This window comes from Microcoleus sp. PH2017_09_SFU_O_A, assembly GCF_020738625.1.
Taxonomy (GTDB): Bacteria; Cyanobacteriota; Cyanobacteriia; order Cyanobacteriales; family Microcoleaceae; genus Microcoleus.
This window is the reverse complement of sequence record NZ_JAEQCF010000028.1, coordinates 1-20614: the sequence shown is the minus strand read 5'-3', so window position 1 is coordinate 20614 and position 20614 is coordinate 1. Positions and strand designations below refer to the sequence as shown.

Annotated in this window: 20 protein-coding genes and 1 CRISPR repeat array; of the genes, 13 read left to right on the top strand and 7 right to left on the bottom strand. The window is 43.7% G+C overall.

The features are described from left to right. Positions 1 to 39 precede the first annotated feature (39 nt). The gene (locus tag JGK16_RS12540) at positions 40 to 240 is read left to right on the top strand and encodes a DUF2281 domain-containing protein (protein ID WP_293185615.1); all 201 of its coding nucleotides are present in this window, start codon (positions 40 to 42) and stop codon (positions 238 to 240) included. Next, positions 234 to 599 (top strand): type II toxin-antitoxin system PemK/MazF family toxin, encoded by a 366-nt coding sequence (locus JGK16_RS12535; RefSeq protein ID WP_293185613.1) that lies wholly within the window; start codon positions 234 to 236, stop codon positions 597 to 599. Before JGK16_RS12540 ends, JGK16_RS12535 begins: the two co-directional genes overlap by 7 nt. Positions 600 to 659: 60 nt before the next feature. On the opposite strand, the gene JGK16_RS12530 is transcribed toward JGK16_RS12535, so the two are convergent. Together JGK16_RS12530 and JGK16_RS12525 are read right to left on the bottom strand one after the other, a co-directional pair. After that, positions 660 to 1907 (bottom strand): tetratricopeptide repeat protein, encoded by a 1248-nt coding sequence (locus tag JGK16_RS12530; protein WP_293185611.1) that lies wholly within the window; start codon positions 1905 to 1907, stop codon positions 660 to 662. An 8-nt stretch (positions 1908 to 1915) separates the two neighbouring features. Beyond that, complete coding sequence (locus JGK16_RS12525) at positions 1916 to 3292, bottom strand: ATP-binding protein (RefSeq protein ID WP_293185609.1); 1377 nt, start codon at positions 3290 to 3292, stop codon at positions 1916 to 1918. Between the two features lie 212 nt (positions 3293 to 3504). On the opposite strand from JGK16_RS12525, the gene JGK16_RS12520 reads away from it, so the two are divergent. Beyond that, positions 3505 to 3660, top strand: coding sequence for a hypothetical protein (locus JGK16_RS12520; RefSeq protein ID WP_293185607.1), 156 nt, complete (start codon positions 3505 to 3507; stop codon positions 3658 to 3660). 162 nt (positions 3661 to 3822) lie between these two features. Here the strand turns inward: JGK16_RS12520 and JGK16_RS12515 are convergent, their stop codons facing one another. The 5 genes from JGK16_RS12515 to JGK16_RS12495 form a co-directional block, all read right to left on the bottom strand. Continuing rightward, positions 3823 to 4383, bottom strand: a complete 561-nt coding sequence (locus JGK16_RS12515) for a Uma2 family endonuclease (RefSeq protein ID WP_293190675.1) — start codon at positions 4381 to 4383, stop codon at positions 3823 to 3825. Positions 4384 to 4635: 252 nt separating this feature from the next. After that, the gene (locus JGK16_RS12510) at positions 4636 to 5352 is read right to left on the bottom strand and encodes a GUN4 domain-containing protein (RefSeq protein ID WP_293190673.1); all 717 of its coding nucleotides are present in this window, start codon (positions 5350 to 5352) and stop codon (positions 4636 to 4638) included. A gap of 233 nt (positions 5353 to 5585) precedes the next feature. Further along, positions 5586 to 6158, bottom strand: a complete 573-nt coding sequence (locus JGK16_RS12505) for a hypothetical protein (RefSeq protein WP_293185604.1) — start codon at positions 6156 to 6158, stop codon at positions 5586 to 5588. 274 nt (positions 6159 to 6432) lie between these two features. Next, positions 6433 to 6642, bottom strand: coding sequence for a hypothetical protein (locus JGK16_RS12500; RefSeq protein WP_293185603.1), 210 nt, complete (start codon positions 6640 to 6642; stop codon positions 6433 to 6435). 514 nt (positions 6643 to 7156) lie between these two features. Beyond that, a complete protein-coding gene (locus JGK16_RS12495; RefSeq protein WP_293185601.1) occupies positions 7157 to 7339 on the bottom strand; it encodes a hypothetical protein in 183 nt (60 codons plus the stop codon). 390 nt (positions 7340 to 7729) lie between these two features. Between JGK16_RS12495 and JGK16_RS12490 the strand changes: the two genes are divergently transcribed. From JGK16_RS12490 to cas2, 10 genes are all read left to right on the top strand, one after another. Next, positions 7730 to 10360, top strand: coding sequence for an AAA-like domain-containing protein (locus JGK16_RS12490; RefSeq protein WP_293190671.1), 2631 nt, complete (start codon positions 7730 to 7732; stop codon positions 10358 to 10360). An 83-nt stretch (positions 10361 to 10443) separates the two neighbouring features. Beyond that, positions 10444 to 10782, top strand: a complete 339-nt coding sequence (locus tag JGK16_RS12485) for a DUF433 domain-containing protein (RefSeq protein WP_293185598.1) — start codon at positions 10444 to 10446, stop codon at positions 10780 to 10782. Beyond that, on the top strand, positions 10779 to 11141 hold the full coding sequence (locus tag JGK16_RS12480; RefSeq protein WP_293185597.1) for a DUF5615 family PIN-like protein: 363 nt from the start codon (positions 10779 to 10781) through the stop codon (positions 11139 to 11141). Before JGK16_RS12485 ends, JGK16_RS12480 begins: the two co-directional genes overlap by 4 nt. Positions 11142 to 11237: 96 nt before the next feature. After that, positions 11238 to 11861 (top strand): Holliday junction branch migration protein RuvA, encoded by a 624-nt coding sequence (gene ruvA, locus JGK16_RS12475; RefSeq protein ID WP_293185596.1) that lies wholly within the window; start codon positions 11238 to 11240, stop codon positions 11859 to 11861. Positions 11862 to 12157: 296 nt separating this feature from the next. Then, positions 12158 to 12427 carry a 30S ribosomal protein S15 gene (gene rpsO, locus JGK16_RS12470; protein ID WP_293134126.1) on the top strand — a complete coding sequence of 90 codons (270 nt, stop codon included), beginning with the start codon at positions 12158 to 12160 and terminating at the stop codon, positions 12425 to 12427. Positions 12428 to 12597: 170 nt separating this feature from the next. Next, positions 12598 to 13074 carry a PAM68 family protein gene (locus tag JGK16_RS12465; RefSeq protein ID WP_293185595.1) on the top strand — a complete coding sequence of 159 codons (477 nt, stop codon included), beginning with the start codon at positions 12598 to 12600 and terminating at the stop codon, positions 13072 to 13074. A gap of 221 nt (positions 13075 to 13295) precedes the next feature. After that, the gene (locus JGK16_RS12460) at positions 13296 to 13811 is read left to right on the top strand and encodes a helix-turn-helix domain-containing protein (RefSeq protein WP_293185594.1); all 516 of its coding nucleotides are present in this window, start codon (positions 13296 to 13298) and stop codon (positions 13809 to 13811) included. After that, the gene (locus tag JGK16_RS12455; protein ID WP_293185593.1) at positions 13812 to 14666 is read left to right on the top strand and encodes a transposase; all 855 of its coding nucleotides are present in this window, start codon (positions 13812 to 13814) and stop codon (positions 14664 to 14666) included. A 338-nt stretch (positions 14667 to 15004) separates the two neighbouring features. Next, the gene (cas1, locus tag JGK16_RS12450) at positions 15005 to 15589 is read left to right on the top strand and encodes a CRISPR-associated endonuclease Cas1 (protein WP_293203132.1); all 585 of its coding nucleotides are present in this window, start codon (positions 15005 to 15007) and stop codon (positions 15587 to 15589) included. A 143-nt stretch (positions 15590 to 15732) separates the two neighbouring features. Further along, a complete protein-coding gene (gene cas2 / locus JGK16_RS12445) occupies positions 15733 to 16014 on the top strand; it encodes a CRISPR-associated endonuclease Cas2 (protein WP_293185592.1) in 282 nt (93 codons plus the stop codon). 368 nt (positions 16015 to 16382) lie between these two features. Beyond that, positions 16383 to 20435: direct repeats of the CRISPR family, unit length 36 nt; unit sequence GTCGCAATTCACTTTTCCCCGCAAGGGGATTGAAAC. Positions 20436 to 20614: the final 179 nt, after the last annotated feature.

Genomic DNA, 20614 nt, shown 5'->3' with positions numbered 1-20614 from the left:
TATAATTGAAAGAAGTGAATAAGATAGATAGGTAAAAATATGACTGTTTATGAGGCAACTATTTCTAAAATTAGCCAACTACCAGAGTCGCTTGTTCAAGAAGTGAATGATTTCATAGACTTTTTGCTTCTCAAATACAACAGTGAATTGCCACAGCTTACTGAATCAGACTTTTCGGACTATTTAAAGAATTTAGAAGTCTACGAAGAAAAGTTAGCCCGTGGAGAAATTCAATGGTAGGAGCTTCATCAGTAAATACAACATATACAAGAGGAGATGTCGTGTTATGCGATTTGAATCCGGTAGTTGGTACAGAGCAAGCTGGTATCAGACCTGTTGTCATCTTACAGATCGATCGCGCTAATGCAGTCAGTCCTCATACTATTATTGCACCATTTACTACGAAAATTCGTCGCGCTCTTTTACCTTCTCATGTATTTGTTCCATCTGGAGTTGGGGGTTTAAATCAAGATTCAGTAATACTTTGCGAACAGATTCGAGTTATCGACAAATCTAGGATTATTAGGGTAATCGGTCATTTAGATGAAAATTATATGGATGAGCTGGCAGTAGCCATGCGTGCGATTTTAGGCTTGTGAGCGATCGCTTTTCGTCGTTTTGAGGAAGCTCGCATCATAAATCAATAGTTTTAGCTACTATTACGTTGATTGGATAAGAGCCAAATGCTGCTGATTGTACTCTATTGCTTTGTCATACTTTCTTAAAGCACGGAAAGCTTTGCCTAGATTAAGTAAAGCCCGCTCTTGTGCATGGCGTTGTCCGATTTCCCGTACAATAGTTAAACTCTGTTGGTGATAGTTGATGGCTTCGGCATATTTTCCTAGACAATAGTAAGCAAATCCTATATCTGACAGTGCGACTCCCTCACTGTTGCGAGCGCCTATTTTCCTGGAAATGATTAAACTTTTTTCGAGATACTCGATGGCTTGGGAATAATCTTTTAGCAAACCGCAAACAAGTCCTAGATTTCCCAGGGAAATTCCCTCACCGTTGCGATCGGCAATTTCCTGGAAAATAGTTAAACTCTTAAGGAAATAGTCAATGGCTTTGGGATAATCTGCCAACAAATTGTAAGCCTTTCCCAGATTTCCTAGTGCGTTTGCCTCACCGTTGCGATCGTTAATTTCCCTTGCAATGGCAAAACTTTCTTCGAGATACTCGATGGCTTTGGTATAATTTCCCAACGAATTGTAAGCATCTCCCAGACTTCCCAACGCGCATCCCTCACCGTTGCGATCGCCGATTTTCCTTGCAATACTTAAACTCTGTTCCTGATACTCAATTGCTTTAATATAATTTTCTAGCGAATTATAAGCATTGCCCAGATTTCCCAGTGCCATTCCCTCGGTTTCGCGATCGTTAATTACCCGCGCAATGCTTAAACTCTGTCGATAATAGTCAATTGCTTGGAAATATTTTCCTAGCCCATAGTAAGCATTGCCCAAATTATTGCTAAGATTTGCGATAAAAATAGCATCCTGATTAATGCTTAATTTTCCCGAAAGTTGGTTGTAAAGCTCAATCAGTTCCCTATAGTAACCCCAGAGTAATAATTGATGATGCAATTCCTTATTCGTAGGTGTATCGAGTCGAGTTGATATAATTTTGGTACTTCTTATCCAATCTTCCACCTGACAAAGATGGTGAAATGCTTCCAAATACCCCTTAACTTTCTCTAAATTGGAAGCATCCCGCTTCGGTTTGTACCTCGTCAGCCAATTTTTAACCGCTCTGTATTGAGCGCGTTTACAAGGGGGCAGTTCCCTAAACTCCGGTGCTGCTAGATCAATTCCCAGATTAGCCAGCATCCACTCTCCCGGTGGCATAATGTCAACTTCCAAACCATTTTGACTTTTAAAATCAAATTCCGCAAAATTACTGCTCATATTGTCCACTACCTCACTGTCAAATTTTTTAAATGCTCTAATGCTACACTGCGAATTAAATTGTGTTGTCGCAAATGTATCTCATCGTCAATTAATTCTTCTTCTACCAAAAAGCGATCGCGCAACGCATTTAACGCTAACTCTTGTTTCTGCTCATCACAATCCCAATCCTCCAAATGACTCAGCCAAAACTCCTCCGGTACTCTACAGCGATACACAGAAGCTTCACAAAGCAATCGATAGGCATTCAAAACATCTTTTTTTAATCTCTCAAACGTTTTTTCCAGCCGCAATCGCACATTTTTTCGCAGTCCGCGAGTAGATCGATCGAGTCGCCAATTGTCACCGGCGGATGCGGTTATTCCTTTGGTCTTAGCTTCCTCAATTGCTTTCTCGACTTCTTCAATTTCATGCCCGTATTTATTCCAATAACCCGCCACATTGCCATAAAAAGGCTGACTGCCAATTTCCCCAGCAATCACCCGCAAAGCCAATGGATGCCCCTCATAAGCAGCCCCGATTCGTTCTAAATAGGGTTTGTTTGGTGAATCTATTTCAACATCTAATCCAGTTTTATCGAACAACTCTAACTGTTCAGATGCTGTCAGTCCGTTCAATTTTTGACAATCCCAAAATTTTTGATAACGAGCCGGAATTTGCTCTGGTAAATCCTGCGATGTTACGATTATCAGACTTTGGCAAGATTCTACTACCAAAAAACTATCAAAAAAATTGGCCCACCACTCATCCTGAAAACCATTCCAACCTGTTTCTTCATTTCCTTTTAAAATCAGTTCCAGAGAATCTATCACCACCAAATACTGATTTTCTCGCAATCGCTTGACCAATCGATTCAGCAAGCGCTGTGTATCTTTGCGGTCATCTGGCGTAATGCGTTCTCCCCACTTTTCCAACCATCGAATCGCCACACTAGCAAAATCAGAAGCTTGCTGCTGGTTTTCAAAATTCTCCTGATGAAACTTACGACCGTCGTCTTGCAACTCCACCATTAATCTTTCAGCTAAAGCCGTTTTACCAATTCCCGATATGCCAAGAAGAATTAACAGGCGACACGAACCATTAACTTTATCTGTGAGTTGAGCAATCAGATTCTTTCTGCCAACCCAAGCACCATCAAAAGCAAAAAACTCTGCTCTCGAATCTGTCTGAATTGGACTGTCATCAACAATTTCTTCCCATTTCTCTATACCAACCGCTTTACAAATCTCGATAAAGGCATCTCGATCGATTGGTATGGCAGACCAAAAGCGCTTCAAGTTATACTCTTTAGCCCAGATATTAGCTTGTTTATTCCAACCCTTTTTTCTCCTAGCCCGATCGACTATTTCCAACCCTGATTCCGATGCTCTCAGACTAGCTGCCATGCTGATTTTTTAACCTTCATTAACGATATTTAACTTATAACATCTGCCAATCTGTGGCGCGGCTCAATTTTGGCTCACTTTTGGAGACAGCGCCAGAAGTGCTTTGAAATAGAGCCGTCAAGCCTTTGCTGTTCAAGCAATATAGAGATGTGGGAAGTAATTAGGTGATATAGACCTCTTCCCAATTCCAACTCGCACTATGGATTAAAAAAATGCACGAGTACAAACAATTGACATTCGCTGACGCAGTAATCGCAGAACTTCAAAAATTACTCTCTGAACCATTCCGTAGTATCGAACAAGCTGAAAAATCACGCCTAGAAATTCGCGCACTTCTGGAGTTGCAAGAATTCTTTAAGCTGGTGTGAAAAAAAATTAGTTTTACTCATGAAAAAATATTAGTGGTTTCAGGAAACCATTATCAGCGCTCTCTTTGCTCGCGTGCGGTGCGTGACAATCAATAGTCCCACCGCCGCGAGTTAAAGTTTTCCCGCTGTCACGCACCCTACGACGGATATCTTGCATTGAATTTAATCAATCAACTCCGCTTCTTCAAAAATCTGTCGAGTCGTCAACTCCAAACCGGGCAACAACTCATCCACGATCGCCATTTTATCCGTATACACCTGACTAGAACCATCAGGGAAAAAACTTCTAATTAAAATCAATTCTGGATCGATTACCCAAACTCGCGGAACCCCCGCCGCCAAATAATCCTTCGCCTTCTCTTCAAAATCCTTCATACTTTGATCGGGAGAGATAATCTCAATCACCAATTCAGAAATTGCAGGACAAGCTTCATTCCGCCGCCAACTTTTCGGCAGACGTTCATAGGAAATATACGTCAAATCAGGAACAGGTGCCCAATCTTTACCCTGACGCTTTAACAGAATTGCCCATTCTGGAAGCACTCGCCCGCGACTTTTACACCATACACGAATCAGGCGACACAAAGTTCCCTGTAAACTGGAATGAAAAAATTTTGGAGACACTTTAGGAACTGCTTCACCATCTACAAACTCATAATATACGTCTCCGTCGGGCAAAGCTAGAAATTCTTCTAAAGTCAGTTTGGTTCCGATTCCTACCATGACTCCCAGCCCTCTTGCTCATTAATTCAAATATCAATTATACAAAATTTCCCAACATTCCTCAAAAAAGACCCGGCGGTTGAAACCGCGGCTATACAAACAAAACCCGCCTCCGCGGGTTGAAGAATAGGCGGTTAAAATTACGTTTTATATTATTCTCTTGAGTCCGCGGAGGCGGACATTGTTTGTGTAGATGCGGTTTCAACCGCCGTCCGATCTTTGTTTGTGTAGACGCGGTTTCAACCGTACGTCTTACTTCACCCAAGCCCGATGAGCCATCAAAGCCGCAAATGGCTGCACTCCCCGCAACTGATTCGACAGCGGCAAATGACCCCTCGGCGCGCTCAAATCCCAAATAAACTCTTGCGGATACCGCGTCCAATTATTCCCCTTCTTCCAGCCAATTAACGGCCACAACTTATCCCAATTCTTGCCCGAACTCAGCCAAATTTCCCGCTGTACCGAAAAGCCAAATTTGTTTTCGGAATGAACTTTCCACAGGGTATTAATTGTTTGTAAATCTGCCATAGGCAAACTTTCAACTTCCGTAAAATACAACCACTTTCTCGCGGCAGCAGTCTCGCCCGCCAACCCACAAAGTTTGTTTAAAGTCAATAAATCGGCTTCTTGAAATTCCTGTAGGGCCAATAATTGTTGCAGCGGAGTGTAGTCAATGTTAGAGTCCGATCGCAATTGCACTACTCCAGTCGGAAAATTCGCCTGCAAAAACTCCCTCGCTCTGGCAGAATCCGCACAATAAAGAATTTGGTAAGCCTTACCCATTACCGCCGTCGGTTCCTCCGACTTGCGCTCTAATAAAAATTCCATCAATACGTCCCAGCCCGCATCTGCTATGTGTTGTTGCAGCAGTTGCAGTTGAGTTTTCTCTGAACCCGACCTCAACTGTGAGCGGAGTTCGGCTGTATCGGCGGCCGAGTCTAATGGAGAAGTAGAAATCGAGTCAGTCATGGGAAACTATCAGCTATCAGCTATCAGCTATCAGCAATTAGCTGAAGCCCTGGTTTTCCTCCATTGTACAATGCTACTGACTCCGATTTACTTCTCTGTACTCCGATGGTTGTGCGCTGCACGACGAGCTAACCTCGCCGCGATCGCACATTCCTCGTCAATAGGAGCGATCGCAAATAGCTTTACCCTCAGATTTTTGCGATCGCTCCCATGTAAAAGAGTTTTTCTTGAACCTAGTCGTCCACGATGGAAACCCATGCAGAGAACGAAGGCGGAAAAAAGTTGATGTCATATTCCGAGTCTTCCCACTCTTTCACCCACAGCGGTACAACGCCCGGGCGAGGAGTTTCCGCAAAGATCCGTTCCTTGGATTCGATCGAGTGAAATAGCTGTTTCAAAGTATCTCCCCGATCCAAAGCTTCGCTGAGGATGTCGTCCAACTCAGGATCGACCCGTTTGACGCGGTTTTTGTCCTCTTCAAGCCACAGAAGTTTCAAAGACTTCAGATCCCTCGGACTGAGAATGCTCTTGTAGTACACGCGCTTGAGCGTCGCTACGGGTTCCAACGAGCGTTCGATCCGGCGAATTTGCTGAACTCGCAGGTAGTGCCATTCCGCTAAACGCTTCCGTTCCGAAGGCGCGAGAGTTTCCTTCCCCGCTGAGTGTTTGTAGTCATAGTTAATCAAACTGCAAGCCATATTAGCCAGCAGGTGAATTAACTGTTTTTCTTTGGGTGTCGCCTGACGCCGTTCCTGGGTTCTTGTCAATACGCGCTGTCTGCGGGTAGTTTCGAGAGTATTTTCCATTGGGTTTTTACGAGATGAAATACGATTGTGCCAGATCCGAATCCCGAACATCAGAAGGTAAGGAAGTTCCTAGGCGGGGAAACTCCACCGACAGACTCGCCTTACCTGTTTATTTTCCCATTCACTTTGTTGAGACTTCAACTCCCCGGATTAGGTGGACTGATATTCGGCCCGAGTTTTCACCCCCTTGAGCCAAGGTGGTGGCGACAACAAATACACCACAAACACGATCGCAATCACAACCGCAGCGCCGGCGAACCACTCAGAGGGCTAATTATTTCCGGCCTTTGCCTGTCTTTACCTCTTCTTGCTCTCCATCTTCATTCGTTCCAGTGTAGTTAATGTCGGGACGACTCTCAAGAGCAGTCAAACTGCTGGTTGATGAAGATTGTGGGACGATCGCAAAAGCGCTGGCCCTGCTTGTATGGAATAAGCCGATGCCACCGGAGGCAATTACTGCTAATACTAAGATGCTGTTTTTCATGTTCGATGACCCTGATTTAACGTAGATAGACACCTTTTGGCTAACCCGATCTGTCAGAAGTGGGTTGATGCAATAGCCCACTTGTCTTCTGATAAATCTGCCTGCCATAATCAATACAGACAGGCACACCCGAAGAGCGATCGGAAACGCCGGAAGTGACGTGTTACTTATGTCCACGATCATCCACCAACCAGATTTTTTTGGGTAGTGGGGCTAAGGCCATCAGGGCGTCGATCCATCAGGGAGTTATGCCATCAGGGTGCTCATCTATCGGGTAGTTAATTCATCAGGGCGCATCTTCTACTACAATTAGCCACAAACTTAACTTTAATCGTTGAGCCAGTGGCTAGCAGCGCACTGACAGCGCTTTTAAGAATTAAACTTTTTGTGGATTTATCCCCAAAAGTTTGTTCTTAAAAATTCCCCCACGCGAAAGCCGGGGAAGTGTCAGCGGCATGGAATTCCATGCAATCTAAGTCAACTAAAAAAAACGCAGATTAACGATATCTCCCACTCAAGCAGTCCTCAGCCAAACGCTGGGGTTTTTTATTGGTAGCAGCCATTCCAGTGCTTTGACTGGACGGCATTCGGTAGCCAGCCCCCAAGGCAGAACCTTAGGCAGAACCTTAGGCAGTACCTTAAAGGCGCTGCGGTTATGAGTTTCCCTGGCAACATCATACCATCGGGTGAAATTCAAAGTATGATTGTAAAAAAATGTGAACCCAATGGCGTTTGGGCATTTTCAATCCGGTTGAGTAAAAATTCAGATGAGGATGCGAACGAGTACAAACAAAAAAGTGCCGGAGTACGATCGCCCTCCTGGCTGGATTTACGGTTGGTTGCAAAGATACGGTAAAGATTGACAATGACAACGCTGAGTTAGTAGACAATAGAGAAAGAGTCACAAAAATTTCAACCACAGTAACACCAGTTCAAAAAAAGAACGCAACTGTAGGTAAACTCCAAACCCTTATTGAATCAGTCATTGACCAATCTCAAATCTAAAATAGTATGAGCTGGCAATAATTGCAATTTGTAACTTTTCCATCGCACAGCATAGGGGCGCAGCATCTTGATGAATTCGCAGATGACAGCAGAAGTCCACTCAACCAACCAATATCAAGTCGGAGGATATTTGCCTGCCGGTGCGCCCACCTATGTCAGGCGATCGGCAGACAGCGAACTCTACCAAGGACTCAAAGCCGGACAATTCTGCTACGTATTGAGTTCGCCACAAATGGGAAAGTCCAGCCTGCTAGTGCAAACGGCCAAAAGGTTGCAAGCAGAAGGTACAGCTTTTGCCGCCGTCAACTTGAGAAGCATTAGCACCCCAGAAATTTCCCTGGAAAAGTGGTATGGTGCGATCGTCCACCGCATCGCCAGCAGCTTGCGCCTCACAAACAGGTTTGATGCCCTCAAGTGGTGGAACGATCGCGAAGTGCTATCGCCGGTGCAGCGATTGGAGATATTTATCGAAAAAGTTTTGCTCAAGTCACTGCGGCAAAATTTAGTCATTTTGATAGATGACATTGACACCACCAACATCCTCAATTTCAGTACCAGCGATTTTTTTGCCTCAATTCGAGGTTGTTATTCTAAGCGGGCAGAGCAACCAGAATACGATCGCCTGAATTTTGCGGTTTTCGGAGTAGCAGCCCCGTCACAATTGATCCGAGATCCAAGCTGCAACCCTTTTAATATTGGACGACCAATTAATTTAAGTCGATTGCAACTAGACGAAAGTGTGTCACTAACAAAAGGATTGGCACTCAAAGCTTTTCGTCCCCAAAAAGTGCTCCAAGAAATATTTACTTGGACGGACGGTCAACCTTTTCTGACTCAAAGACTGTGCCAATTGGTGCTTGAATACGGGTCTTTTATTGGCAGAAATTGCGAAGCCCAGCAGGTGGAACAACTGCTCAAACACAGAATTATTAAAAATTGGGAAGACTGGGACGAACCCCCACATTTGACAGCAATTCGCGATCGCATTTTCTACAGCCGCTGCGATCTCACCAAGCTGTTAACGCTGTACCAGAAAATTTTGCAACCGCCCGACCCCAAAAAACCGGAAGAATTGCCAGGAGTTGCTGTCGATTATTCTCCCGAACAAATCGAATTGCAACTGTCAGGATTGGTGGTCAAATCTCATGGTAAATTAATAGCTGCTAACCTAGTTTATCAATCTGTTTTCAATCAGTTTTGGGTGGAAAAAGAACTGGGAAATCTGGCTCCCTACCGCGAGGCCTTGGCAGCATGGCTGGCTTCGGATCGCGAAGATAAGTCGCAGTTATTGACGGGGGAAACTTTGCAGTCAGCCTTGGATTGGGCGGCAAACAAACAATTAAGCCAAGAACACTATTGGTTCTTGAATCCCGGAACTTTTCAGAAAAAACCGACAGTCGCTGTCGCACAAGTTGTACAAAGCAGCCCAGACATCGGTGCAGAGAGAATTCTCACCCCGCCCTCAGATACTTTTCTATCGGGCAGCAACGAACAGGTATTGTACGATCACATCGTCTCCTGCGTCGAACAAGAATCCCCCGCACAGATAATCGAGCGGTTCCGCAAACTATTTATCGACGGTATGGGCTACCCCGATCGCGAAATAGAAGCAACTTTGTACAATATAATCTCCGTCAAGCGATCGGATCGGGAGTTTAAATATATCATCCACCGCTGCTGTTACATCCCGATCAACCGCTGGCAATTGCACTCACAGCACAAATTGAGTATTGCAAATTTAGTAGCTTTATTTAAACAGACTTCTCCCCGATTCGGGATGGAATTTTACATAGTCAAGCGCTTGCAAGAACAAATAGAATTCTTTACTAAAAGTGCAGAATTCCAGACCCTAGAGCGCTTAGTAAAAGCAGTAGAACAAGAGCCACAACCGCAGAAACAAGATAGTCATGCTCCTTTGGGCGAATTGATTTGTCGCTATCCTTATTTGTACGGGCATTCTTTGCTGAGCAAGGAGAGCGTGGAGGAAGACCAGCAAACCATCAAAAAGCTGGAAATTCAAAGACAGCGACTATTTGAAAAAAACTTGTCTCAATATTTAAATTATTTGGTTGAGCCGAGAAATACAGAAATAGGAATTGTACAGCCGACGCCAAATCCCACACTTTTGAACGATGCGGAATTGCACTTAGCTGTTAGGGAATTTGCCGGGAAAGTAACAGACGATCGCAGCCACAAAGAATCGGCTCAATTTTTTTTGAGAGATGCCAGGAAAACTCAATCCTACAGCTCATTTAAAGTGGATTTATATGAATATTTGATATCATCGGTAGAACCAGAATATGGCGGTCGTCAATTTAATGATAAGTTGTACAAGTACATCAAAAATACATTTCCGGAAAACGACTCGGCGAAATTAAATAATATATTGTTAGCTCAGACTTGCAACCAGTTATTCAACTTTTTAGTAGTGGAAAATTCCCAACATCCCAACCACTACATTTTTTATGACTTAGTATACAACCTCGGGCCCAGCAGGACAATGGGTTTGCTGCTGAAAATATTACTGCTTTCTGGCAAAGTTAAACCTGAGTTGGAAAAGCGATTTTCTATTTTGTTCAATCACTATGAAGGTAAAGCTTCTGATGAAATTATGTGGTTTATAAAATCATTGGAAAATTTAAATGTGGCCTTAGTGGTAAATTTTGGGAAGACGGATTTGTCTTTGGTTAAACAGCATCTTATTTTGAATTGAAAGATCAGCATAGCGGTTTACTTCAAGTTCTATCGGGCAAATATCAGTGATATAATAAATTATGTTGAGTATACAGCAAAATTATGCCAACCCAAACGCTCACAGATTATTTCAACTTTCTCACTCCCAGCGATATTCGACTGAAAGGGACAAGAATTGGCATTGAAACAATTCTTTATGATTACATCGATTGCGGTCGCGCACCTGATGAAATTGCCCAAACTTATCCTTCCCTCACCCTCGAACAAGTTTATGCGACAATTCTGTATTATCTCCAAAATCAAGAACCTGTGAGTGATTACCTCAAAAATTGGATAGAACACGGTCACAAAATGAGAGAAGAACAGCGCCTTAATCCCCCGCCTGTTTCTGAAAAGCTCCGCCAACTGAGGGCAGAAAGAAAAGCCAAAACTAGCCCATGAACCTGCAATACCTAATTGATGAAAATGTCAATCCAATTTATCCCAATCAAATTAGGCAACGAGAACCAGATATTGCTGTCAAAGTAGTGGGAGAACCGGAAACACCGCCGAAAGGAACTCTCGACCCAGAAATTCTCTACTGGTGTGAAGATAATAACTGTGTTTTGGTGACAAATAACCGAACTTCTATGCCAGTGCACTTAGCCGAACATATGGCGGTAAATCGTCACATTCCAGGGATTTTTATCATCAATCCTAATTTAAGCATTGGCGAAAACCTAGAAGAATTGATTTTAGCGGCTCTGGCATCCCAAGAAAATGAATATCAAGATAGAATTGTTTTTCTACCTTTCCCTTAGCAGTTATTAATGTATTCGGGAGGAAACGATTTTTTTTGCATTAGTCCGATCGCAATTTTAAAAGGCGCGCTACCCTATCGGTGTACCATTAACTATATGATCAGCTATCTCAAAGGCACAGTCGCCAATATCGCCAAAGGCAGCAACCGCGTTATTCTGACTCTCGAAGTTAGTGGAATTGGCTATGACATCCAAATTTTGCCGCGCGTGACTGGCCAATTACCAGCATCCGGCGAAGTCGCCCAAATCTTTACCCACCAGCAAGTTAAGGAAGACCAAATCGTATTGTACGGTTTTGGCAGCACGGCCGAACGCGATTTGTTTCGGCAGTTGACGAGTGTTAGCGGTGTGGGTGCTCAACTGGCGATCGCCCTTCTTGATACTCTAGGAATGCAAGATTTAGTTCAGGCGATCGTCGGCGGTAACACTCGCATCCTCGCCAAAACCCCCGGCGTGGGTACAAAAACCGCCGAACGCCTCGCCCTGGAACTCAAAAGCAAACTCTCGGAATGGAGACAGGAAGCAGGTTTGACAACTTCCGTGGCCGCCGGAGTCCCCGCAGCGATTCAAGAAGAAGTGGAGATGATTTTGCTGGCGATGGGATATACTGCGACGGAAGTCTTGCAAGCGCTGCAAACCCTCAGTCAAGACAGCAACTTGGCAAACAAAGCTAATGCGGATGATTGGATTCGTGAGGCGATCGCCTATTTGAGCCGATAATCGGCCACCCAATAGACTTCTTGCAAAATTTATGGCTAACACGGGCAAGATGCCCATCCCACAATTTTTTTCCTGTGGGATGGGCTGGAATAAACACCATGGAGGGGCGTCCCGCCCATCCGACATTTTTTTTCCTGTGGGATGGGCGTCTCGCCCGTCCTAAGTAGGGCTTGCAATTGAAGTCTATTCAGCTCAAGAAAACAACCCATCCGTGGCGAAAATTTTGCTCCTTCACCGTTCCCCTGTGATACTATATTGGATTGTGACAATCGTACAAAAAAAACTAAACTCAATTCATGGCTCTTACACAACAGCGCAAACAAGAAATCATGGGCGACTTTCAAACCCATGAAACAGATACAGGCTCAGCAGATGTCCAAATCGCCATGTTGAGCGATCGCATCAGCAAACTCAGCGCCCACCTGAAAATCAACCAAAAAGACTTCGCCTCCCGGCGCGGTTTGATGATGATGATCAGCCGCCGCAAGCGCTTGCTGGCCTACCTGCAAAAGGAAAATGTCGATCGTTACAAAGCATTAATTGCCCGTTTAGGCATTCGCGGCTAAACAGCACAGCGAAAATTTGCGACAATATTCAAGAATCTTGGACAAACGCCAGCAGGATTTACGCACTGATAACAAATCCGTTTCAAACCGTTGATTAACCATCAGAGTTGCGTAAACCCTCGCCAAGATTTCTTTGATAATTGTTCGAGATTTCAGGTTAAACAAAAAATATGTCCTCCGAACCACCCACCCAGCGCTTACCCTTTGAACCGGCCTCAAATCGGAAAAAAACCGCTAAAAAGCCTCCAGAAGCCGAAGCAAATCCAGTCACAGAAGAACCAAAATCAGACAAAAAGCCCAAAGCCACCAAAAAAACTGGCCCCCAGGCGCAATCCATCCCAGAAGCAGTCAGCAAACGCATGATTTCCCGCATTGCGGTATTCTGCGGCGCCCCCACACTCCTGGGAATTTCCACATTTTTTGTGAGTTATTTGATAGTCAGCAAAGGCTGGTTTGACTTGCCCAACACAGCAGTATTATTGGTAAGCATGGGCTGTTTTGGTCTAGGCGTACTGGGATTAAGCTACGGAGTCCTCTCGGCTTCCTGGGATGAAGAAAATTCAGGAAGCACTCTCGGGTGGGAAGAATTTAATACTAATTTTGGACGGATGCGAGAAGCGTGGCGCGATGCGAAATCTAAAAGTTAGTCAGTAGTTATAGAAAACATTCGGTAAGCGGAAAACTCAGAGGCTTCAGCCCTGAGATGCAAGCGACACGGGCGGTTTTAACCGCCGTGAATCTTTTTCTCAAAAAGGTGAGGTATGACTGACAGGTTATATAACCACTGAAACCAAGAGGGCTGAAGCCCAACAACGTACCTCATCTTTCTGAGAACCGCTATAAGATATAAACAAGGAGGTGAGCAAGATTGTTGACAAATTACGCTTATAAGTTGCGTCCCAATCAAACGCAAGCATTAAAAATGTCGAACTGGGTAGATATGCTGCGAAGCCTGTATAATTGGTGCTTGAATGACAGAATCTGTCAGTACAATCAGCAGTTTATCCAAGGCGATTACTGTGACATTAGAACGAAAGGCGAAGCTTCACCATTGACCTGCTTCGTAAGTAAAAGTGGCGCAACTGGAAATCCCTGGAAAAACTCTAAGATTGACAAAGAAGGTAAAGCTAGAAATCCTCGCCGAAGTGCTGGTGATATTCAAATAACAGCATTACCTGAGTTAAAAATAGCTAGACCTTGGTATTCCCAACTAGATTCAACCGTTTTACAACAAAATGTCAAACGCTTAGATATTGCCTACAAAAACTTCTTTGAAGGTAGAGGATTTCCGAAATTCAAAAATCGGAGTAACTTTACTTCTTTTACCTTCGCAATGGGAGTGAAAATCAAGGGCAATAAAATTTACCTACCAAAACTGGGCTGAATGAGGTTTTACAACTCTCGCTCAATCCCAAGTGGTTTTACTATCAAGGCTTGCACAGTTAGAAAACGCCAGAATGGCTGGTATGTTTCTATTAGAATAGAGGATAAATCTGTACCTGAATACAGCCCCAAAGCTCTCGGCAACAATCCCAAAGTAATCGGTTGCGACTTGGGACTCACTAAACTGGTTCACCTTTCTGATGGCTACCAAATTGAGAACCCTAGATTTTCAACCAACAAAAAAGCTAAACGCACTCTGAAAATTAGACAGAGACGAGTTAACCGCAAAACAAAAGGCAGTAAAAACCGCAAAAAAGCAGTCATCAGAGTTAGCAGATTCCATCAAAAGATTGGTGATAAACGCCAAGCGCACCAATGGAAAACTGCGAATTTAATAGTATTTCGTAATATTGATGTAATCGCCTTAGAAGATTTGAACATCTCTGGGATGATGCGTCGATGTAAGGTAAAAACTGATGAGGAAACCGGGAGGTTTCTCAAGAATGGGCAATCCAGAAAAAAAGGATTGAATCGCGCTATCTCTGATGCAGGCTGGGGCGACTTAGGATTAAAGATTGAGTATCTAGCTGCAAAGCAAGGAAAAATCGTAATCAAAGTTAATCCTAAGCACTCTAGCCAAGAATGCAGAAGTTGTGGACACATCGACAAATCAAATAGAGATGGCGAAAAGTTCATCTGTGTTGAATGTGGCTATCACGAACACGCCGACATTGGCGCTGCCAAAACTATCAGAGATCGAGCATCGAAAATGGTACGCGGGGACTCCGCGAAACCTGGTGTTGAACACCTAAACGCCCAAAAGATATCAGCACGCACTTGCGTGCAAACGTGCTGAGTTTGGGAACCCTAGCAGTAGGGATATTAAGAATGAAATTTCTTAAGAATCTCAGTCGCTTCAGCGCTGAGAGTGTCAATAGTCATGAATCAATAGCTTTCTTCGTCGGAAGAGGACACGGCAATGCCGTGTCCTGATATTACTTAGACACTACTAATAGTAGTCAGGTGCCCACTTCACACCCTACCAATAGAGTTTATACGTAATTTCTAGTTAAATTGACACCAATTCTACGTAAAATTCCCTACAAAATACTATTTAAGTTTTGTGAACAATTGGTTTTTTGCATAAAACTACTTAGTTGAGCTTGATATAAATAAAGTAGTCCTCAATAATTTTTGCAGTTGATATCCCCGACAATTTTTGCGAAGTCGGGGAAGCGCTTAATGGGATTGGAAGGAGCCGGGGCAGCTAGTTATTTTTCGGCATTTGGCGAATGTTTGTCGGTTCCCGAATTTGTATTTGTTTTCCGTTCCCGCCGTCCGCCAGGGAATCCGGTTAACGCCATGCTTAGCTTCGGATATCAAATCCTGTGGAATCATTTACTTTGTTTGATTGAGATCCAAGGACTCGATCCTTATCAAGCTTGTTTGCATCAAACTTCCGAACGTCATGCTGCTTTAGCTTCTGATTTGATAGAAGAGTTTCGTGCTCCGATTATCGATTCTTTGGTGCTGTGGCTGATTAATTCAAAAGTCATGGATGCCACCCTCGACTTTGTTTACCGCAATAGCGGCTGTTTCTTGAACGATTCCGGCAGAGCAAAATTTCTCCATGCTTTTTTACGGCGTATGGAAGAAGAAATTCAGACTGATTCGGGCGAAAAACAGCCGCGCTGGGATTTGTTTGTGCAGCAAGTTAAGGCTTACAAGCAGTTTGTTTACAATCCACAAGTGCTGTACAAGCCTTATCGAAGTCATTAGATTTCAAGACTAAAAACGTATTTCTGTCATTGCGAGGAACGAAGCAATCGCCAGGTTTTGCGATTGCTGAGTGACCCTCGCAATGACATGATGGCGTTTATTTATTGCGTAATTCCTGACTTTTGGTCAAGCGGAAATTAATCATGCACTTGTACGTTGTTGTCTATGATATTCCTTGTGACAAGCGTCGCAAGAAAGTTTTTAACTTGCTTTCCGGTTACGGTACTTGGGTGCAATATTCGGTTTTTGAGTGTGCCCTATCTCAGCGTCAATTTGAGGAGTTGCGCGCTCGCCTGCGGGGACGGGTTAATTTGGATGAAGATAATATCCGTTTTTATGTTTTGTCAACGCGGGCGATCGGGCAGGTGGAAACTTGGGGTTCTGGCCCGCCGGTGACTCAACCGCCGACTTCGGTCATTGTTTAAAGTATTTTTTTTAACACTTGACAGCCAGGGAAATCTAGGTTATTATGCTTCTATTGCTAGATTCTAGCTGTAAATCCACACAAGCCAGTACAAACTTGTCGTGTTAATTACTACCTAAATCTGTAGCACCAGTACCTAGAAAATTAAATAGATTAGAGTAGTGTTTTAGCTGTTCAATCATTTAGCTATCCGACCGCCTCGCTAAATGGCTGAAACACCGATTCTCTCGTTTAGGCGGCCGTTCGCTTGTCCCGTAAGGGTTTCAGCGATTTTTGAGAGCTGGTTTTCGGCTCTAAGTGAGCTGAGCATCAGAGGTGGTCGGAAACGGCTTCTAGAGCCTTTACTGGGCACGGCTTTCACAACGAGGGGTCGCAATTCACTTTTCCCCGCAAGGGGATTGAAACTTGAATAGCGCCAACTTTTTGTTTGTTTTCAGTGTCGCAATTCACTTTTCCCCGCAAGGGGATTGAAACGCTGTTGTATGTTGCTCATGCTCATATATTTCTGTGTCGCAATTCACTTTTCCCCGCAAGGGGATTGAAACTAGATACGCAGCAGTTGCAGAGAATCGTACTTTAGCAACGTCGCAATTCACTTTTCCCCGCAAGGGGATTGAAACTTGAAAAGTAAAGACATTGCCTTCTAGGTCGAGAAAGGTCGCAATTCACTTTTCCCCGCAAGGGGATTGAAACAGGGTGGAGCGGTAAAACCAGCTAGAGGAATGGTTAGTCGCAATTCACTTTTCCCCGCAAGGGGATTGAAACATAAAGATAAAAAGAGTCAATTCTTAGTAAAAGCAGTCGCAATTCACTTTTCCCCGCAAGGGGATTGAAACATCCCAAAATTTGTTCGGATTCATAATCAACCCTCGTCTGAATTTACAGTCGCAATTCACTTTTCCCCGCAAGGGGATTGAAACACCTCTTGGAGAGACGGGTACCATTTGATACACTCCAAAAGAGTCGCAATTCACTTTTCCCCGCAAGGGGATTGAAACAATTGACTTTGCTAGAAAATTCATTTTTTTTCTCTCCAGTCGCAATTCACTTTTTCCCGCAAGGGGATTGAAACATCTGAAATTCTTTAGCTGTATACAAGACAACTTTGGAGTCGCAATTCACTTTTCCCCGCAAGGGGATTGAAACTAGAGATAATAATTCTTCGTAAAGAGCTAATATTTTTGGATGTCGCAATTCACTTTTCCCCGCAAGGGGATTGAAACATCGAGTAGAGCTGGAACCGCTCGTGAAATTGGAAGTTCGTGTCGCAATTCACTTTTCCCCGCAAGGGGATTGAAACGTGCTTTTAGTACCCACACCCTTTCTGATTCTGCTACTAGCTCTAGTCGCAATTCACTTTTCCCCGCAAGGGGATTGAAACTAAGTCGTTTGGCAATGACAAGGAGTCAATGGAAAAAATTTGTCGCAATTCACTTTTCCCCGCAAGGGGATTGAAACCCAAAGTAGTCGCCCGAAAATCCGCTGCGTGTCACGCCGCTGTGTCGCAATTCACTTTTCCCCGCAAGGGGATTGAAACTATACTCAGACTTAGATAATACCTCTATCTCAATGGTGGTGTCGCAATTCACTTTTCCCCGCAAGGGGATTGAAACCAGTAATCCATACCCTTTCTGTAGGTACCACAAACCCGCTGTCGCAATTCACTTTTCCCCGCAAGGGGATTGAAACACAATTAGTTTTAGTACATCTACTAATTTTCCTAAAGTCGCAATTCACTTTTCCCCGCAAGGGGATTGAAACAGTAATTCGTAATTGTTAAAGTCTCTCGAACCTGCAATTATCAATTTAAGTCGCAATTCACTTTTCCCCGCAAGGGGATTGAAACTCCTGGGTTAGGTTCTGCACCCTCTCCTGATCTGTCTTGTCGCAATTCACTTTTCCCCGCAAGGGGATTGAAACATTAGAGATTGTATGGTTACGCTAGCACTAGATGCACCATAAGTCGCAATTCACTTTTCCCCGCAAGGGGATTGAAACTATAGAAACCCATCCCATTTGCCCCCTGCAATGTATTAGTCTCGTCGCAATTCACTTTTCCCCGCAAGGGGATTGAAACGTTAGTTTGATTTCTGATCTCTGCCACTCTTTCTGGTCGCAATTCACTTTTCCCCGCAAGGGGATTGAAACTTAGCAGGGGTAAACTTTTTCCCATTGGTCATGTTTTGTTGAGGTCGCAATTCACTTTTCCCCGCAAGGGGATTGAAACCTTACATCACTTTTGAAGTTTTCGGCAGTCCCTAACACCTCTTTAACTGTCGCAATTCACTTTTCCCCGCAAGGGGATTGAAACTCAGCTTGAATTTCAGCAGAAGTTGGTTCAGCCATGTGAAATATAGTCGCAATTCACTTTTCCCCGCAAGGGGATTGAAACTTTACTTTGTGTAACCCTATGCCTGGGAATTCAGCAAGCATTAATGTCGCAATTCACTTTTCCCCGCAAGGGGATTGAAACCTCGAATTGTCTCGTCTCCATTAACTAGATTCTCCAAGTCGTCGCAATTCACTTTTCCCCGCAAGGGGATTGAAACTAAAAGGCGATAATGATTCAAATTTTGGATCAAGTTCAACAAGTCGCAATTCACTTTTCCCCGCAAGGGGATTGAAACTGGACCAAAGCCCTTTCTACATTGCTCCAGACTAAGACCTCTTGAGTCGCAATTCACTTTTCCCCGCAAGGGGATTGAAACTGGCAGATAAATTGGCAACTATCCTAATCCAATCATAGTCGCAATTCACTTTTCCCCGCAAGGGGATTGAAACAATTGATTATGAATTGGAATGAAGTTTTTTTAGTTTGAATGTCGCAATTCACTTTTCCCCGCAAGGGGATTGAAACCTGTTGGTTTTCTCAATATGGTCAGCCAGAGCTTTTTTAAAGTCGCAATTCACTTTTCCCCGCAAGGGGATTAAAACTTAAGAATTCCAGACCTTCGTTAGGACTTCTTTGATATAGAGTCGCAATTCACTTTTCCCCGCAAGGGGATTGAAACTCTTGAGCACCGACTGCATCTGTTCCTTTTGGTGTTTCTGGTGTCGCAATTCACTTTTCCCCGCAAGGGGATTGAAACCCAAATTGTTTTTTTATACGCCCTAAGTTGTTTAATAATAGTCGCAATTCACTTTTCCCCGCAAGGGGATTGAAACATGTGAAGGTAATAAGTTGTAGAATGGTAATCTCGGTTATTATGTCGCAATTCACTTTTCCCCGCAAGGGGATTGAAACTTCTGCTCAAGAAATTCAGCTCTAAGAGTAATTTGCAGTCGCAATTCACTTTTCCCCGCAAGGGGATTGAAACAGAGTTTACTAGATTGATGATACAAGGTACGTTACTTAAGTCGCAATTCACTTTTCCCCGCAAGGGGATTGAAACAGAAGGAATTGAATCACTTTCGCTGTATTTTCTTCAGTCGCAATTCACTTTTCCCCGCAAGGGGATTGAAACATAATGCTATATTGGTAGACGTAGATTGAACCAACAGTCGCAATTCACTTTTCCCCGCAAGGGGATTGAAACATCTTGGTAAGGGGTTATTTTGCATAATAAAAAAACAGTCGCAATTCACTTTTCCCCGCAAGGGGATTGAAACTTTCCACCATTCTTGTTCTTACAAGCTCTGCTAAGTCGCAATTCACTTTTCCCCGCAAGGGGATTGAAACACGATATTGGTCAATTGTATGCTTAACCAAGTAGTTAGTCGCAATTCACTTTTCCCCGCAAGGGGATTGAAACTCTCCATCTTTGTATTTTGTCCCTTCATTTACAATCACAGTCGCAATTCACTTTTCCCCGCAAGGGGATTGAAACTAAAATGAATATAACCAGACACGCAAAACCAGCAAGTCGCAATTCACTTTTCCCCGCAAGGGGATTGAAACATTGTTTTGACCATCACAGTGAACAGAACCGGTCCTTTACGTCGCAATTCACTTTTCCCCGCAAGGGGATTGAAACTGACATAAGATTTTTCTCGATATTCAGGAACAATTAGTCGCAATTCACTTTTCCCCGCAAGGGGATTGAAACTCACCAGAAGGCTCTGGAAGTGGTGGCTCAGGGTCGTTTAAATTAAGTCGCAATTCACTTTTCCCCGCAAGGGGATTGAAACTTTTTTAGAATTAATTCTAAGGTCGGCTAATGACTTCAATTAAGTCGCAATTCACTTTTCCCCGCAAGGGGATTGAAACAGGATAGCAAAATTTCCCAATGACGAATCAAGGTAGTCGCAATTCACTTTTCCCCGCAAGGGGATTGAAACAACCTCCTAGAGGAGCTTGAGTTAAAACAAAAGTCGCAATTTACTTTTCCCCGCAAGGGGATTGAAACATTTCTTTTCGTACTGCCAAATCAGTCAAATACAAGTAAGGTCGCAATTCACTTTTCCCCGCAAGGGGATTGAAACTTGAAACAAGAAGTTTCTTGCTCCCAACTACCAGAAGAAAACCTATTCAAGTCGCAATTCACTTTTCCCCGCTGAATCTTTCGCGCTGAGTCCGAGAAACCGGGTTTCTATGGCAATTGACGTATTTTCACGAGATTTTACGCAGAAACCCGGTTTCTGAGTCTCTCGCGCTGAGTCCG